The following is a 14,077-nucleotide window of genomic DNA, read 5'->3' as shown; positions in this document are numbered from 1 at the left end:
GTGGGGGATCTTCTCCGCCTTCACGGAAGCCGAGCGGCGCCGCGTGGGCTGCGAGGCGGCGTGTTTCGACGAAAAGCGGCTCTGGACGGGACTTTCCCACGCCGTCGAGTGGTGGCTAACGCACCCCTCGTGGCCGGAACTGGATGCTGATTCGCGGCCCCACTCCCTTACCTGTCTTCGGGATCGCGTGTTCCCACGTGCGCTGGCAGGAGCCGCCCATGACGATGAGGTCGCCGTGGCCCAGGGGGTAGCGGTGGGACTCGCCGCCGCCGCGGGGCCGCAGCGCCAGGTGGCGCGCGGTGCCCACCGAGAGGATCGCGACCATGGTGTCTTCGGAGCTGCCGCGGCCGATGGTGTCGCCGTGCCAGGCGACGCTGTCGCGGCCGTCGCGGTAGTAGCACAGACCGGCGGTGCGGAAGGGCTCGCCGAGTTCGGCCGCGTAGTGCGCGGAGAGCGCGTCGCGGGCCGAGGTCAGCAAAGGGTGCGGCAGCGTTTCGCCTTCGCGGTAGAAGCAGAGCAGGCGCGGCACGGCGACGACGCGGTCGTACATCTGCCGCTGCTCGGCGTGCCACGGGACGTCTTCGACCAAGCGCGTGAAAATCTCGTCGGACCCCGACAGCCAGCCCGGCAGCACGTCGACCCACGCGCCGCGGCCGAGGTCGGTGCGCCGGATCCCGTTGAGGGAGCCCAAAGCAGCGCCTTCGAAGCCGGACCCGAAGAGCGATCCCTGAAGTGCGTGACTCATGCCCCCACCGTACACGATGATCGAACACCTGTTCGGGTGTCTGAATTTGAGACCGGCGGCGCCGCGGACCCGTCGTAGCGTCCAGGGTCGGTCCCGACCCGGAGGTGGCGATGAAGGCACTGGTGTACCACGGACCCGGAAACAAGGCGTGGGAAGACGTTCCCGACGCGACGATCCAAGAGGTGACCGACGTCGTGGTGAAGGTCGACACCACCACGATCTGCGGCACCGATCTCCACATCCTCCACGGCGACGTCGCCGCGGTCACCGACGGCCGCATCCTCGGCCACGAAGCCGTCGGCACGGTCACGGCGGTCGGCGACGCGGTGGGCAGCTTCAAAGTCGGCGACCGGGTGCTCGTGCCGGCCGTCACGCGCTGCGGCCGCTGCGACTACTGCCAGCGGGGCATGCCCTCGCACTGCCGCACGGTCGGCGGCGTCGGGTGGATCTTCGGGCACCTCATCGACGGCACCCAGGCCGAGTACGTCCGCGTACCCTTCGCCGACACGTCGCTCTACCACGTGCCCGCCGAGGTCACCGACGAACAGGCCATCTTCCTGGCCGACTCCCTGCCCACCGGCTACGAGGTCGGCGTGCTCGCGGGCGAGGTCCGCCCGGGCGACACGGTGGCCGTTGTCGGCTCCGGCGCGGTCGGGCTCGCGGCGATCCTCACCACGGGCCTGTGGGGCGCGTCGAAGGTGATCGCCATCGACGCCAACAAGTTCCGCCTCGAGAAGGCCCTCGAGTTCGGCGCGACGGACACGGTTGCCGCCGGGCCCGACACCGTCGCGGAGGTCCTCGCGCACACCGACGGGCTCGGCGTCGACGTCGCCATCGAAGCCGTCGGCTACCCCGAGACCCTGCAGACCGCCGCCGCGCTCGTGCGGCCCGGCGGGCACGTCGCGAACATCGGTGTGCACGGCGTGGGCGTGGAACTGCCCATGCAGGACCTGTGGATCCGCAACATCACGCTCACCATGGGTCTCGTCGACACCGTGTCCATCCCGACGCTGCTGAAGATGGTCGCGAGCGGCCGCATCCCCGCGGAGAAGATGGGCACGCACACGTTCACCTTCGACCAGCTCGACCAGGCCTACGACGTGTTCGGCAACGCCGCCGACCACCAGGCATTGAAGGTGATCATCCAGCCGGCGTAGGCGGATCGGCCGGCTTCGGGTGCGCGGTGACCACCAGCCGGTGCGTCCGCGCGCCCGGAGCCGATTCGTCGTGGTACCGCGAGACGAGCCCGGTCACGAGCGTCGCCAGCTCGTCGGTGAACGCCGCCCGCTCGCGCGCCGAGCGGAACGCGATTTCCGTGTCCAGGGCCAAAGTCGGCAGCGGTTTGCCGGCGCGCGCGGCCCGGCGCACGAGTCCGGCGACCTCGCGCACGGTCCGGCCGGCGACCGCCAGCAGATACGCCGAGGAGAGCCGGTCGGGCTCCATCACCGACGTGCCGGCGTCGCCGAGTGCGGCGGGGGAGACCTGGTACGACGCGGCCGTGGCGGCGAAGAGGCGTTCGGTCAGCCCGCCCCACTGGCGTTCGCCCGCGGGCTCGATGAGGCCGTGGGATTCCAGCGCGCGCAGGTGGTAGTTCACTTTCTGGCGCGTGAGCCCGACGCGGGTGGCGAGCGAGGCCGCTGACGCGGGTTCGGCCAGCGCCGCCAGCAGGCGCGCGCGGACCGGGTCCAGCGCGGCCGCCGCCGCGGCCGGGTCCTCGATCACCTCGATGTCGCGCACGGTCCGAGCCAAGCATTGACAAACAAAGCTGTCAAGAGTCGTGAATCCGGCTCTTGTCTGTTTTCGTCCGTGCTCGTACAGTGATCACCCAGGTTCGACGCAGTGGTCTGGACCTGTCCCGCTACCGCCGCCCTGAGTTGTACGGAGGTTGGCAAGTGCGAGGAAGGCTACGCGTCGGTGGGGTGCTCGCAGGGGTCGTGTGTGGGCTCGCGGTGGTGGCTCCGGTGGCCGGTGCGCAGGTCGGCACCGGTCCGTGGAAGCCGTGGTCGCCCGGGTTCTCCGAGCAGGAGCGCGGGTGCGGGCAGATCAACGGGCTCACGTTCCAGCTCACCTGCTCCACGGGCAGCGGTGACCAGCGTGCCGAGCGCCGGTACGACACCTACACCGGCGGCACGCACCAGTTCGAGGGATCCTTCAAGGTCACGAGCATGAGCGGCACGCGCATCAGCGTGAAGCAGACCTTCCGCGACGGGTCGAACGCCGGCCCGTACTTCCTGCTGGCGGTGGAAAAGGGCGGCCGGATGTACGCGGTGGAGGGCGGTCAGACGCTCGCCAGCGGCGCCACCGTGGGCACCTCCGTGCGCGTCAACACCATCAACCAGGTGGGCAGCACGCACAAGGTGTACATCAACGGTTCGCTCAAGCAGACCATCGACAGCCCGGGTGGTAGTTATTACGACAAGTTCGGTTCGTATCGCACCAGCAGTGGTGCGGGACCGATCACGGTGCAGTGGAGCGGTGTGAAGTTCTGGACGAAGTGAGTTCGGCGTCCCCGGCCTCAGCGGCCGGGGGCGCCGCCCACTCGTCCGGTGAGTCCCACGCCGTCAGGTGCAGGGAGCTCGTGAACCGGCGGTGCTCGCCGCTCACGGGATCGTCGAACTCCAGCACCTTGGCCAGCAGCTGCAACGGTTTCGTGAAGTCGTCGAGCGGCTTTTCCGTCAGCACGGGGTAGAAGTCGTCACCGAGGATCGGGATGCCGAGGCCGGACAGGTGCACGCGCAGCTGGTGCGTTCGGCCGGTGGCGGGCAGCAGGCGGTAGCGGCCGAGCCCGTCGCGGTGTTCGAGAAGTTCCACGCGGGTTTCGGCGTTCACCGGGCCCTCGATCTCCTGCGCCGCAAGCACTCCGCGTTCCTTGACGATGTGGCTGCGGACCGTGCGCGGCAGCTCGAGCGAGGGATCGTAGGGCGCGATTGCTTCGTATTCTTTCCTCACGCGTCGGTCGCGGAACATCGTTTGGTACTTTCCGCGCACTTCCGGTGTGATCACGAACATCACGAGCCCCGCGGTCACGCGGTCGAGGCGGTGCGCGGGCGACAGCGCCGGCAGGTCCAGGTCGCGCCGCAGCCGCACCAGCGCGGTTTCGAGGATGTGCTTGCCGCGCGGGATCGTGGCGAGGAAGTGGGGTTTGTCGACCACCAGCAGGTGTTCGTCGCGGTGCACGACCGCGATGTCGAACGGCACCGGCACCTCGTCGGGCAGGTCGCGGTGGAACCAGATGAACGAGCCGGGCACGAACGCCGCGTCGACCCCGAGCGGCCCTTCGAGACCGAAGATGCGCTCCTCGCGCAGCATCTGCTCGATCCGCGCCGGGTCCAGGCGCGGCAGGCGCTCCACAAGGTGTTCCAGCAACGTGTCCCACGGGCCCTCGTCGGGCATCCTCAGCCGCGCCGGGTCCAGCCCGTGGCGCGGCGGCAGCGGGCCGCGAAGCTTGCGTCTCATCGGACGCCGACTCTAGTCGTGGCCCGCGGCACCGCTGCCGGGAGCGGTCATTCGCCCGTGTTCTGGCGGTAGATCGCGATGTAGCGGGCCTTCGCCTCGGCGTCGGCGGCTTCGGCGGCCTCGCGGCGGATGCGCTTGCCCGTGCCCGGAGGGAAGCCGTTGCGCGAGAGGCGGTGCTCGATGCTTTCCTCCATGTACACCGACGAGTAGAAGTACGCGACCAGCGCAGCCATGAGCACGATCGCGAGCCGCAGCGCCAGCGGGCCCGGCAGCAGCAGCCACACGAGGCACAGCGGGATGAGGCCCACGGAACTGCGCAGCACGTGCCGTGCCTTCCAGTGCTTCGACGTCGTGTCGTGCAGGATCCAGTCCCGGTAGCTTTCGGGCAGGCGCCCGCCTACTGCGTACCAGAACCAGCGGAAGACTCCTGGACGGTTCATCACGCCTCCTTGTCGGCTACCAATAGAGTACACTAATGATTAGTGCGCTAATCGATAAGGTAGCCGAGGCCACACCCGAAGCCGTTAAGGTGGCCCGGACCAGGAGGAGGACCCCGTGGCAGAGATCGACTTGGGCGACGACCCGCTGAAGCTCGACCGCCAGGTGTGCTTCGCGCTGTCGGTCGCCTCGCGCAGCGTCATCGCGATCTACCGGCCCCTGCTGGAGCCCTACGGGTTGACGCACCCGCAGTACCTCGTGATGCTCGCGCTGTGGGAGAAAGCCCCGAGGTCGGTGAAGGACCTCGGGACCGCGCTGCGCCACGAACCCGCGACGCTGTCCCCGTTGCTGAAGCGGCTCGAAGCGATGGGCTACGTCACCCGCGGCCGCAAGGCCTCCGACGAGCGGCAGCTCACCGTCGAGCTCACCGAGAAGGGCCGCGAGCTGCGGGCCGAGGCCGAGAAGATCCCGTACCGCGTGGTCGAGACGCTCGGCATGGAGGTCTCCGAGCTGGAGGCCCTCCACGGCGCTTTGGGTCGCGTGATCGAAGCGACCGGCTGAGCGCTCAGCGCGGTGCCACCAGCACCGCGTCGATGCCGATTTCCAGGTAGCGCCCCACGATCGCGCGCGGCGCGCCCATCCCGAGCGGTGCCCGGTCGAGCGTCGCGCGGGCCTTCAGCCGCACCGCGTCGTGGCCGGTGTCGGCGGGCCGCTCGACGGTGAGCGTGAGCGGGCACGTGGTGCCGCGCAGGCTCAGGAACCCTTGCGCCGCCCAGCCTTCCGAGCACCTGCTGATGTCGCCCGACGCGAAGGTCATCGTCGGTTCCGTGCCACAGTCGAGCCACTGGGACTTCTGCAGGTCGCGGTCGCGGCGGCGGTTGCCCGTGTCGATCGCGGACAGGTCGAGCTCCGCGCGCAGGGCGGTCGGCGTGCCGGCGGTGTTCACGTGCACCGTCGCGGACCGGACGGGGATCGTGCCGTGCACGAGGTGGAAACCGAGCTTGCGCACGGTGAACGTGGCCGACGTCCGTCCGGTGTGGACGGTCCAGGTGCCGGGACGCAGACGGGCGGTGGTGGGGGTGCTCATCGGATACCTCCGGTGGTGACGGATGCGGGCAGGGTGTGGTGGAAAACGCGGTGCAGGTCGACTCGCTCGGGACCGGTCAGCAACGCCGGGTCCTCGCCCGGCAGCAGCTCGGTGCTCAGCACCGCTTTCTGGACGGCTTCGATCGCGGCGACGGACTCGGCGAACCCGAGCACGAGCCCCGCGCCGTCTTCGGCGCGCAGCACGAACACGGGACCGATGCCCGGCACCTGCCGGGCGGCGGGCCAGATGCGCTCGCGGCCCGCGAAGTCCTCGGCGCGGACCTGCGCCTCGTCGCGCGGACCGGCGAACCGGCTGGCCTGGGCGTAGCTCGGCGGGCCAGGGGCGAACTCGGCGGACACGACCTCGTAGACGTCGGTGTCGAGCCAGGTGGTGCCGGGGCCGGTGTGCGCGGCGGCTTCGTGTGCCGACGCGGCGTCGGGCCAGAACGCGACGGCCGCGCCGAGCACGCCGGCGACCTGGCCGAGCACGCACCCGCCGAGGGGCGCGGGGCCGGGGTGCAGCTCCGCGGCGAGGGCCCGGCCCCAGTCGCCGCTCTCGGTGGCGGTGTTCCGCCGGAACTGGTGGACGGTGGCGTACATGCTGCTCCTTCGGCCTGGGGTGGGAAGTTCGACGAGGCCACTTTCTCCCCGCCCGGGCGTTCCGGGCATCAGTGCCAGTACGCAGACGGACCACTGAAACCGGGCGCATACTGGCCTGCGTGACAGGCTCCGTGCCGTTCGTCGGCCGGGCCGGGGTGCTCGCCGACCTGCGCGGCCGGTTCGCGGCCGGCGCGGCGGGCACGGGTGCCCTCGTGCTGCTAGGCGGGCCCGCCGGCATCGGCAAGACCACGCTCGCCGAGGCCGCGACCGAGGGCCTCGCCACCGTGTGGGGCCGCTGCGTGGACGATCCCGGCGCGCCGCCGCTGTGGCCGTGGCGCCGCGTGCTGTCGGCCCTGCCCACGGCGGGCGCCGAGGTCGCCCGAGCGGTCGCCGACCTGGACGGACGCGCCGGTACGGACCTCGTCGCGGCGCGGTTCCGGCTCGTCGCCACGGCATCCGACGCCCTCGTCGCCGCGGCTGAGCCCGGCGGTCTCGTGGTGGTGCTGGAGGACCTGCACTGGGCCGACGAGGCGTCGTTGCGGCTGCTGCGCCACCTCGCCGGCGAGCTGCGCCGCTCGCGGCTGGTGGTGCTCGCGACCTACCGCGACACCGGCCCCACGCTCGACGAGACGCTGCCCGGGCTGCTCGGCGGCCCCGCCACGCACGCCGTGACGGTCGCGCCGCTGGCCGAGTCCGACGTGCGTAGATACCTCACCGAGGTGGCCGGCGCGGCTGTCGGCGACGTCGAGGTGCGCGACGCGCTGCGCCGCTCCGGCGGCAACCCCCTCTACCTGCGGGCGGTCGCACGGTCGGCCGGGTCCGGCGGCGGACGCGCCGAGCTGCGCCACCTCGTGCGGACGTCGGTGGCGGGGCTCGCGCCGGAGGTCCGTGAGCTGGTCGCGGTGGCGGCGGTGCTGGGGGAGGAGGTGGACTGCGGCGTGGTTGCGGACGTCGCGGGCCGGCCGGTCGCGGAGGTCGTGCCGCTGCTGGACGACGTCGTGCGCGCGGGTGTGCTCGTGCCCGTCGCGGCCGGGCGGCGGCGGTTCGCGCACGCTGTGGTGCGCGACGGCGTCTACGAGGACCTCGACCAGGGTGTGCGCGAGGCGCTGCACGCCCAGGCGGCGCTGGCGCTGGCCCCGCGAGCCGAAGCCGATCCCGCCCACGCCGGGGTCGTCGCGGCGCACTGGCTGCGGTCGGCCGCCGACCCGGTGACGCTGGGCCGCGCCGCCGACTGGGCCGTGGTCGCCGCGCGCGAGGCGACGCGGGCGCTGGCTTTCGCCGAGGCAGCAAGGTTTCTGACCTTCGCCGTGGAGGCCCGACGGCGAGCGGGCCGGACCGGCGGGCTCGCCGAGCTGCTCATCGACCTCGCCACGGCCGAGTACCGCTCGGGCCGGTTCGGCCCGGCCCTGGACCACGCGGAGCAGGCGGCCGAGCGCGCGGAAACTCCGGAGACGCTCGCGGCCGCGGCACTCGTCGTGCGGGACCTCTCCGCGCCGGAGCTGTTGCCCCGGCTGGGAAAACTCGCCGACACGGCACTCGGCGCGCAGCTGCCCGAAGCCCTGCGCGCCCGGCTGCTCGCGCAGGTCGCGTCGGTCGCCGCCGACGTCGGGCACACCGGCGAGGCCCGGCGCCTGGCCGACGAAGCGCTCGCGCTCGCCGAACACGGCACCGACGACGAGGCTCTGCTCGACGCCGTGCGCGCGCGGTTCAAGGTTCTCCCGATCGAGCTGCCGCTCGACGACCGGCTGCGGCTCGGCTCCCTGGCCGTGCGCTTCGGCGACCGGCAGCCGCTTTCCGCGCTGTGGGGCCACAAGTGGCGCATCGACGCCGCGCTCGAGACCGGGGCGATGGCCGTGGTCGACCACGAGCTCACGGCCGTCACGGCGCTCGCGGCGACGACCCGGCTGCCGTTGGTGCGCTGGCACGACCTGCGGCTGCGCACGTCGCTGCTCGCGTTCCGCGGCGCGTTCGCCGAGGCGCGTGAGCTGAACCGGCAGGCCAGGGAGCTGGCTCTGGCCGAGCTGGTGGACGACCGCTCGGCGCTCGGCATGTCTTCGGCGTTCAGCCTGCAGCTCGCGCTCGTGACCGGCGACGTCTCCGAGATCGACGAGCACTACGACGAGGTGCTCGCCACCGTGCCGAGCCTGCCCATCGCCGTGGTGTCGCGGCCGCTCGTGCACGTCGTCCGCGGGGAGCGCGAGGCGGCGCTCGCGGGGTACGAGGCCGTGCGCCACCTCGCGCGGCAGGACGGCTTCGACCTGCGGTCCAGCGGGGTGGGGCCGAACCTGGTGGTGCTGGTGGAGGCCTTCGGCGACGTCGAGACGGCCCGCTTCCTCGAGCCCGTGCTGCGGGCTGACGAGCGCGTGCTGTCAGGCGGCGCGGGCGTCTACTGCAGCGACTGCGGCACGAGCTGGCGGGCCCGCCTCGCCGTGGTACTCGGCCGGCCTGAGGAAGCCGCGCGGCTGTTCGAGACCACGATCGCCGCGAACGTCCGGGTCGGCGCCCGGCCGTTCGTCGCGCAGAACCGCCTGCGGCTGGCCACGGTGCTCGCCACCCTCGGCGAGACCGCCCGCGCCCGCTCCCTGGCGCGCCAGGCCCTCGACGAAGCCCACCGGCTCGCAATGCCCGGCACGGCGGCCGAGGCCCAGGCGCTGCTGACCCGGCTGACCACGACCGGACCCCTGACGCCACGTGAACGCGAGATCGCCGGCCTCGTCGCCGACGGGCTGGTGAACCGGGCCATCGCCGAGCGCCTCGTCGTCTCCGAACGCACGGTGGAAAGCCACGTCCGCAGCATCCTGGCCAAGCTCGCCCTGGCCAACCGCACCGAAATCGCCGCCTGGTCCCACCGCGGCGGTGGCTAACCACCCACCCGACCACCCCGCCCATCCCTCGCCGGCCCGCCCCGGCTCGCGACCTCCGCCCGCTCGCCTCCTGCTGGCGTGCGTCGTGCCGGCCGCCTGTGCCTGCTTGCTCCTGCTGCCCTGCTTCGTGCCGGCCGGCTTTGCCCGCTGGCCTCCAGCTGGCTCACTTCCTGCTGGCCACCTCCGGGCCGGCCACCTCCTGCCCACTCACGTCTGGCCGCCCACGACCCAACTGCACATTCCCACCCAACTCACCCTGCCGAGGGCGACCCCGGCGCGAGGCGATCTCGCACGCCTCGGCGGAGCCGAGGCCAAAAACACAGCAATATATACGGCTCTTGTATGCCCCTCTTCCACGATGAGCGGGCTCGGAACCCGGCCGGCGTGGACACCGGCCCCACCGGGCAGAAGGCCTTCTTCCGGCCCCCATCCGGGAGGGGGCCTTCTTCCTGCGGGCATACCGGGCGGCCCCGAGGACGTTGGCCCAAGGACGACTGCGGAAGGAGCACGGGTGGGCGAGGAACTGAAGATCCGGGTGGGGGTGGCGCCGGCGCCGGGGACCGGGCCCGCGGAGTTCGCGGGGCTGGCGGAGACGCTGGAGGCGGCCGGAGTCGACTCGCTGTGGCTTTCGGAGCTCGTGTACGCGCCGGAGGTCGATCCGTTGGTCGGCATGGCGCACGCGCTCGCGCGCACCACGAAGCTCAAGGTGGGCACGGGTGTCGCGATCTTGCCCGGCCGTCATCCCGTGCTCGTCGCGAAGCAGTTGGTGACGCTGGCCGGGCTGGCGCCGAAGCGTGTGTTGCCGGTGTTCGGGCTGCGGCCGGCGAACGCGGCCGAGCACGCGTTGTTCAACGTGCCGGGTCCGCGCGCGGCGGTCTTCGACGAGGCTCTCACCCTGCTGCGGCTGCTGCTGGAGCAGGACGACGTGCAGTTCGCCGGCGAGTTCTACCAGGCCGACGGTGTGACGATCGGGCCGCGCCCGGCCAAGCGCCTCGACGTGTGGCTCGGCGGCAGCGCGCCCGCCGCGTTGCGTCGCGCCGGGCGGCTGTCCGACGGCTGGCTCGGCAGCTTCCACTCACCCGAGCAGGCGCGGGCCGCGCGCATCGCGATCCAGGACGCCGCGGCCGAGGCCGGGCGCGAGATCGAGCCCGACCACTTCGGCCTCAGCCTGCTCGTGGCGAGCGAGGGGATGCCCGACCGGATGCTGGAGGTCGCCGCGAAGCGCCGGCCCGGCACGCCCGTGACCGAACTCGTGGCCACGAGCTGGGCCGAAGCGCGGCGCCTGCTGGAGCAGCACATCGACGCGGGGCTGTCGAAGTTCGTGATCCGGCCCGGGCATTCGGGCGACTACCAGCGGTTCCTCGACGGTCTCCACCGCGAGCTGTTGCCGCTCCAGAACTAGAACTTGAGCTGCTCCGTCTTGCGCGGCATCAGGGCCAGTCCGACGAGGCTGAGCGCGGCGACGGCGGCGATCGCCACGAACACGTTGTGCGTGGCGCCCGTCAGTGACTCGCGGACGTACTCCGCGGCCGCCGAGTGATCGTTCTGGCCGAGCACCAGGCTGGTCGCGTCGGCGCTGTCGGGCAGGCGCCCGGCGACCGCGGCGGGCGGGTGGGCGAAGCGGTCGGCGAGGGTGGCGTTGGCGATCGCGCCGAACACCGCCGCGCCGATCGCGCTGCCCAGCGAACGGCCGAACATGTTCGTGGCCGTGACCACGCCGCGGCGTTCCCAGCCGACGCTCGACTGGCTGGCCACGATCGTGGGGCTCGACGCCAGGCCGAGGCCCGCGCCGACCACGAACGCGGCGCCGGCCACGCTCCAGAGCGAGGTGTGCTCGCCGAGCAGCGTGGTGAGCACTACGCCGACGACGATGAGCCCTGCGCCGATCAACGCGGTGTCGCGGAACCCGATCCGCATGTAGAGCCGCCCAGACAGCGACGCGGCGATCGGCCAGCCGACGGTGAGCGCGGCCAGGGCGAACCCGGCCGTGAGGGCGTCGTGGCCGAGCACGCCCTGCGCGTAGGTCGGCAGGAACGAGCTGAGCCCCATCAGGGTCGCGCCGACGACGAGGGCGACCAGCGTGCCGCCCACGAGGGTGCGCCGCGTGAACACCCACAGCGGCAGCACGGGCTCGGCCGCGCGACGTTCGACCAGCACGAACCCGATCAGCGCCGCCGCGGAGGCGACGAAGATGAGCACGCCCACCACCGAGCCCCAGCCCCAGGCCACGCCGCCTTCCAGCAGCCCGAGGATCAGCAGCGTGCAGCCGCTGATGAGCAGGCCGGCGCCCGCGTAGTCGATGCGGTGGCGCGTGCGTTCGACGCGTTCGGCGAACTTGCGGTACAGCATCCAGGCGGCGATCGCGCCCAGCGGCAGGTTCACGAAGAAGATCCAGCGCCAGCTCAGGAACTCGGAGAACACGCCGCCCAGTGTCGGGCCGAGCACGGACGCGACGGCCCACACACCGGCCACGTAGCCCTGCACGCGGGCGCGTTCCTCGACGGTGTACAGGTCGCCGACCATCGTCATGCTGATCGGCTGTACGGCCCCGGCGCCGACGCCCTGCAGTGCGCGCGCGGCGATGAGCACCGGCATGCTCCAGGCCGCGCCGCACAGCACCGAGCCGAGCAGGAACACGGCGATGCCGAAGAACATCACCGGCCGGCGGCCGAGGACGTCGGCGAACTTGCCGTAGAGCGGCACGGTGACCGCCTGGGTGAGCAGGTAGACCGAGAACAGCCACGGGAACTGCGAGAACCCGCCGAGGTCGCCGACGACCGAGGGCACGGCCGTGGCGATGATCGTGCTGTCGAGCGCGACCAGCCCGGTGCTCAGCATCACCGCCGCGAGCACCGGCCCGCGTTCGGAGCGCAGGCCGACGGCCTTCTTCGTGGGCGCCGGCGTCTCGGCGGGGGTGCTCATCGGCGGGGTCTCCTCGGGGTTCCCAGGGGCCGGGACAACTGTTTCGCAACGGTAAGCATTTCACGAATGAGTGACTGTCGGACAGCCTTGGCGGGCCAGCCATGATGAGGGGATGGACACGTGGGTGCGGCCGATCCGCCGCGGGTGGGTGGTGCGCGGCGAGGTGCCGGGCCCGGACGTCGACGAGTTCGCGGAGCCCGATGCGGTGGTCACGGCCCTCGCGTCCCCCGGCGCCGCGGGCGACACGCTGCTGGCGGTGCAGCACCCGGCTCGCACGCCGGCGGCTCTCGCGCGCGGCCTCGACATGGCCGCCGCATTGCCTTCCGCGCGGGCCGCGCTGGCCCGCATCCGGGCGCGGCACTACCGGTCGGTGGCGGGGTTCGTCGCGCCGTACCGCATCTCGGGCCCGGACGGGGTCGCGGTGGGGGTGCTGTGCCTGGTCGACGTCCGCGAGCTGACGGCAGGTGGGTCCCATGTGCGGCACACGGAGGAGGTGTACCCGCACGTGGTGGCCGAGCGGGCCGCGGTGCTGGCGGGGCTGGGTACCGCCACGAGCGCGGCGCTGCTCGTGCCTTCGTCCGGCGGCGAGGCGCTGACCGCGGCGGTGGAGGCGGCGTGCGCGGGGCTGGGGCTGCCGGATGTGTCCACTGTGGACCAGTCGGGACGCCGGCACGAGCTGTGGGTGGTTCCGTCGGGGACGTTGCAGGCACGTTTGGTGGGGGCCGCGTCGGCCGCGGACCTCCTGGTGGCCGACGGGAACCACCGGGTCGCGGCGGCTGCGCGGACGGGTTCGCTGCTGGCTCTGGTGACCGGCGGGCCGCGGTTGCGGATCGGGGCGATTCACCGGGTGCTGACCGGGACGGGGCTGACGTCCGATGCGCTGGCCGCGGCTTGGCGTGGGGTCGGGCTGGAGGTGTCGGAGGTCGTCGACGGCACTCCGCCCGCGGTTTCGGGTTCGGTGGTGGTGCTGGCGCGGCCGTCTTTCCTGCGGGTGGTGCTGCCGCCGGCCGATGAGCTGACGATCGATCACGCCGTGGTGGAGCGGCTGCTGTTGGGTGAGGCCCTCGGGGTGGATCTGGACGGCCCGCATGTGCAGCCGTTGCCGGCGGGCCGCCCGGCACCGGCTGATGCCGACGCGATGGTGCAACTGGCTCCGGTGGAGTTCTCGACCGTGCTGAAGGTCCACGCGGCCGGCCAGCGCATGCCGCGGAAGGCGACGTACTTCACCCCGAAACCTCGGGGTGGGCTGATTCTGGCGGAGATCTGAGCGTTCGGGAGCGAAGCGGCTGTGCGCGAACGCCTCAGCCGGGATCCGGTGCGCCGTCGGGGTGTCCGATGCCCGGAGCTCGCACCGCGTCGGCGATGAGGTCGAGCAGGCGGTGGGAGCGTTCGGGTCCGTCGCCGTCGACCGTCGCCAGGAAGACGCCGTGCAGCAGGGTGGTGGCGTCTTCGGCGTTGACGTCCGCGCGGAGGGTGCCGGCCTTCACCCCGCTCTCGAGGATGGTCCGGAAGGCGGCGGTGACGCGTTCTCGTGTGTGGGGCGCGATGCGTCCGGCGGCGAAGCTGCCGCGAAGGGTGTCCAGCATGCCGCGCTTGGTGGCTCTGAGATCCGAGGGAGCGGGCAATGTCCGAGTGGTACGCGGTTCGGTGCGTGTTCCAGTGGGAGCGGGCAGCCGGGGCGCCGTTCGAGGAGCGGATCACGTTGTGGCGCGCGGCCGGGCCGGCGGAGGCCGTCGAGGTCGCACAGCGCGAGGCCGCGCGGTATGCCGAGGAGAACGACGTGACCCACCGCCACCTCGCCCAGGCGTATGCCCTCGGTGAGGCCGGTGAGCTCGGATCGGGTGCGGAGGTTTTCCCTGCCCGGGACAGCCCTCTGGAACCCCAGGGTTACGTGACGACCTACTTCGACACCGGAACCGAGCACCAGGCCGACCTGGAACCCTGACGAGAGTCCGAGAGTCCACAG

15 protein-coding genes are annotated in these 14,077 nt (G+C 72.3%); 7 read left to right on the top strand and 8 right to left on the bottom strand.

The features are described 5' to 3' along the window. Window positions 1–115 precede the first annotated feature (115 nt). Window positions 116–745 carry an alpha-ketoglutarate-dependent dioxygenase AlkB gene (locus QRX50_RS42190; protein WP_285968676.1) on the bottom strand — a complete coding sequence of 210 codons (630 nt, stop codon included), beginning with the start codon at window positions 743–745 and terminating at the stop codon, window positions 116–118. Between the two features lie 110 nt (window positions 746–855). Between QRX50_RS42190 and QRX50_RS42185 the strand changes: the two genes are divergently transcribed. After that, complete coding sequence (locus QRX50_RS42185; protein ID WP_220238872.1) at window positions 856–1,902, top strand: alcohol dehydrogenase catalytic domain-containing protein; 1,047 nt, start codon at window positions 856–858, stop codon at window positions 1,900–1,902. On the opposite strand, the gene QRX50_RS42180 is transcribed toward QRX50_RS42185, so the two are convergent. Then, a complete protein-coding gene (locus QRX50_RS42180; RefSeq protein ID WP_285968675.1) occupies window positions 1,886–2,482 on the bottom strand; it encodes an ArsR/SmtB family transcription factor in 597 nt (198 codons plus the stop codon). The two genes, QRX50_RS42185 and QRX50_RS42180, sit on opposite strands and share 17 nt — an antisense overlap. A gap of 155 nt (window positions 2,483–2,637) precedes the next feature. Here QRX50_RS42180 and QRX50_RS42175 point away from each other — a divergent pair, with 155 nt between their 5' ends. Further along, window positions 2,638–3,243, top strand: coding sequence for a hypothetical protein (locus QRX50_RS42175; RefSeq protein WP_434533192.1), 606 nt, complete (start codon window positions 2,638–2,640; stop codon window positions 3,241–3,243). Here the strand turns inward: QRX50_RS42175 and QRX50_RS42170 are convergent. Further along, on the bottom strand, window positions 3,203–4,201 hold the full coding sequence (locus QRX50_RS42170) for an RluA family pseudouridine synthase (protein WP_285968674.1): 999 nt from the start codon (window positions 4,199–4,201) through the stop codon (window positions 3,203–3,205). The genes QRX50_RS42175 and QRX50_RS42170 overlap by 41 nt on opposite strands. Window positions 4,202–4,248: 47 nt before the next feature. Further along, a complete protein-coding gene (locus QRX50_RS42165) occupies window positions 4,249–4,641 on the bottom strand; it encodes a DUF5313 domain-containing protein (RefSeq protein WP_285968673.1) in 393 nt (130 codons plus the stop codon). Window positions 4,642–4,756: 115 nt separating this feature from the next. Between QRX50_RS42165 and QRX50_RS42160 the strand changes: the two genes are divergently transcribed. Then, a complete protein-coding gene (locus tag QRX50_RS42160; RefSeq protein WP_285968672.1) occupies window positions 4,757–5,200 on the top strand; it encodes a MarR family winged helix-turn-helix transcriptional regulator in 444 nt (147 codons plus the stop codon). Window positions 5,201–5,204: 4 nt separating this feature from the next. On the opposite strand, the gene QRX50_RS42155 is transcribed toward QRX50_RS42160, so the two are convergent. Both QRX50_RS42155 and QRX50_RS42150 read right to left on the bottom strand, forming a co-directional pair. Beyond that, entirely contained in the window at window positions 5,205–5,726 is a 522-nt protein-coding gene (locus tag QRX50_RS42155) for a YceI family protein (RefSeq protein WP_285968671.1), read from the bottom strand. Continuing rightward, the gene (locus tag QRX50_RS42150) at window positions 5,723–6,325 is read right to left on the bottom strand and encodes a hypothetical protein (RefSeq protein WP_285968670.1); all 603 of its coding nucleotides are present in this window, start codon (window positions 6,323–6,325) and stop codon (window positions 5,723–5,725) included. The genes QRX50_RS42155 and QRX50_RS42150 overlap by 4 nt, the downstream gene beginning before the upstream one ends. 119 nt (window positions 6,326–6,444) lie before the next feature. On the opposite strand from QRX50_RS42150, the gene QRX50_RS42145 reads away from it, so the two are divergent. Together QRX50_RS42145 and QRX50_RS42140 are read left to right on the top strand one after the other, a co-directional pair. Continuing rightward, window positions 6,445–9,189 carry an ATP-binding protein gene (locus QRX50_RS42145; RefSeq protein ID WP_285968669.1) on the top strand — a complete coding sequence of 915 codons (2,745 nt, stop codon included), beginning with the start codon at window positions 6,445–6,447 and terminating at the stop codon, window positions 9,187–9,189. 511 nt (window positions 9,190–9,700) lie between these two features. Continuing rightward, window positions 9,701–10,591 carry a TIGR03854 family LLM class F420-dependent oxidoreductase gene (locus QRX50_RS42140; RefSeq protein WP_285968668.1) on the top strand — a complete coding sequence of 297 codons (891 nt, stop codon included), beginning with the start codon at window positions 9,701–9,703 and terminating at the stop codon, window positions 10,589–10,591. On the opposite strand, the gene QRX50_RS42135 is transcribed toward QRX50_RS42140, so the two are convergent. Then, the gene (locus tag QRX50_RS42135) at window positions 10,588–12,111 is read right to left on the bottom strand and encodes an MDR family MFS transporter (RefSeq protein ID WP_285968667.1); all 1,524 of its coding nucleotides are present in this window, start codon (window positions 12,109–12,111) and stop codon (window positions 10,588–10,590) included. The genes QRX50_RS42140 and QRX50_RS42135 overlap by 4 nt on opposite strands. A gap of 112 nt (window positions 12,112–12,223) precedes the next feature. Between QRX50_RS42135 and QRX50_RS42130 the strand changes: the two genes are divergently transcribed. Continuing rightward, a complete protein-coding gene (locus QRX50_RS42130) occupies window positions 12,224–13,378 on the top strand; it encodes a DUF1015 family protein (RefSeq protein WP_285968666.1) in 1,155 nt (384 codons plus the stop codon). Between the two features lie 34 nt (window positions 13,379–13,412). Here the strand turns inward: QRX50_RS42130 and QRX50_RS42125 are convergent, their stop codons facing one another. After that, complete coding sequence (locus QRX50_RS42125; protein WP_285968665.1) at window positions 13,413–13,697, bottom strand: SbtR family transcriptional regulator; 285 nt, start codon at window positions 13,695–13,697, stop codon at window positions 13,413–13,415. A gap of 38 nt (window positions 13,698–13,735) precedes the next feature. Here QRX50_RS42125 and QRX50_RS42120 point away from each other — a divergent pair, with 38 nt between their 5' ends. Continuing rightward, window positions 13,736–14,056 (top strand): hypothetical protein, encoded by a 321-nt coding sequence (locus QRX50_RS42120; RefSeq protein WP_285968664.1) that lies wholly within the window; start codon window positions 13,736–13,738, stop codon window positions 14,054–14,056. The last annotated feature ends 21 nt before the right edge of the window (window positions 14,057–14,077 follow it).

Source organism: Amycolatopsis sp. 2-15 (assembly GCF_030285625.1).
GTDB lineage: Bacteria > Actinomycetota > Actinomycetes > Mycobacteriales > Pseudonocardiaceae > Amycolatopsis > Amycolatopsis carbonis.
Note: the sequence above shows the minus strand (reverse complement) of the source record. Positions and strands in the feature narration are given on the sequence as shown.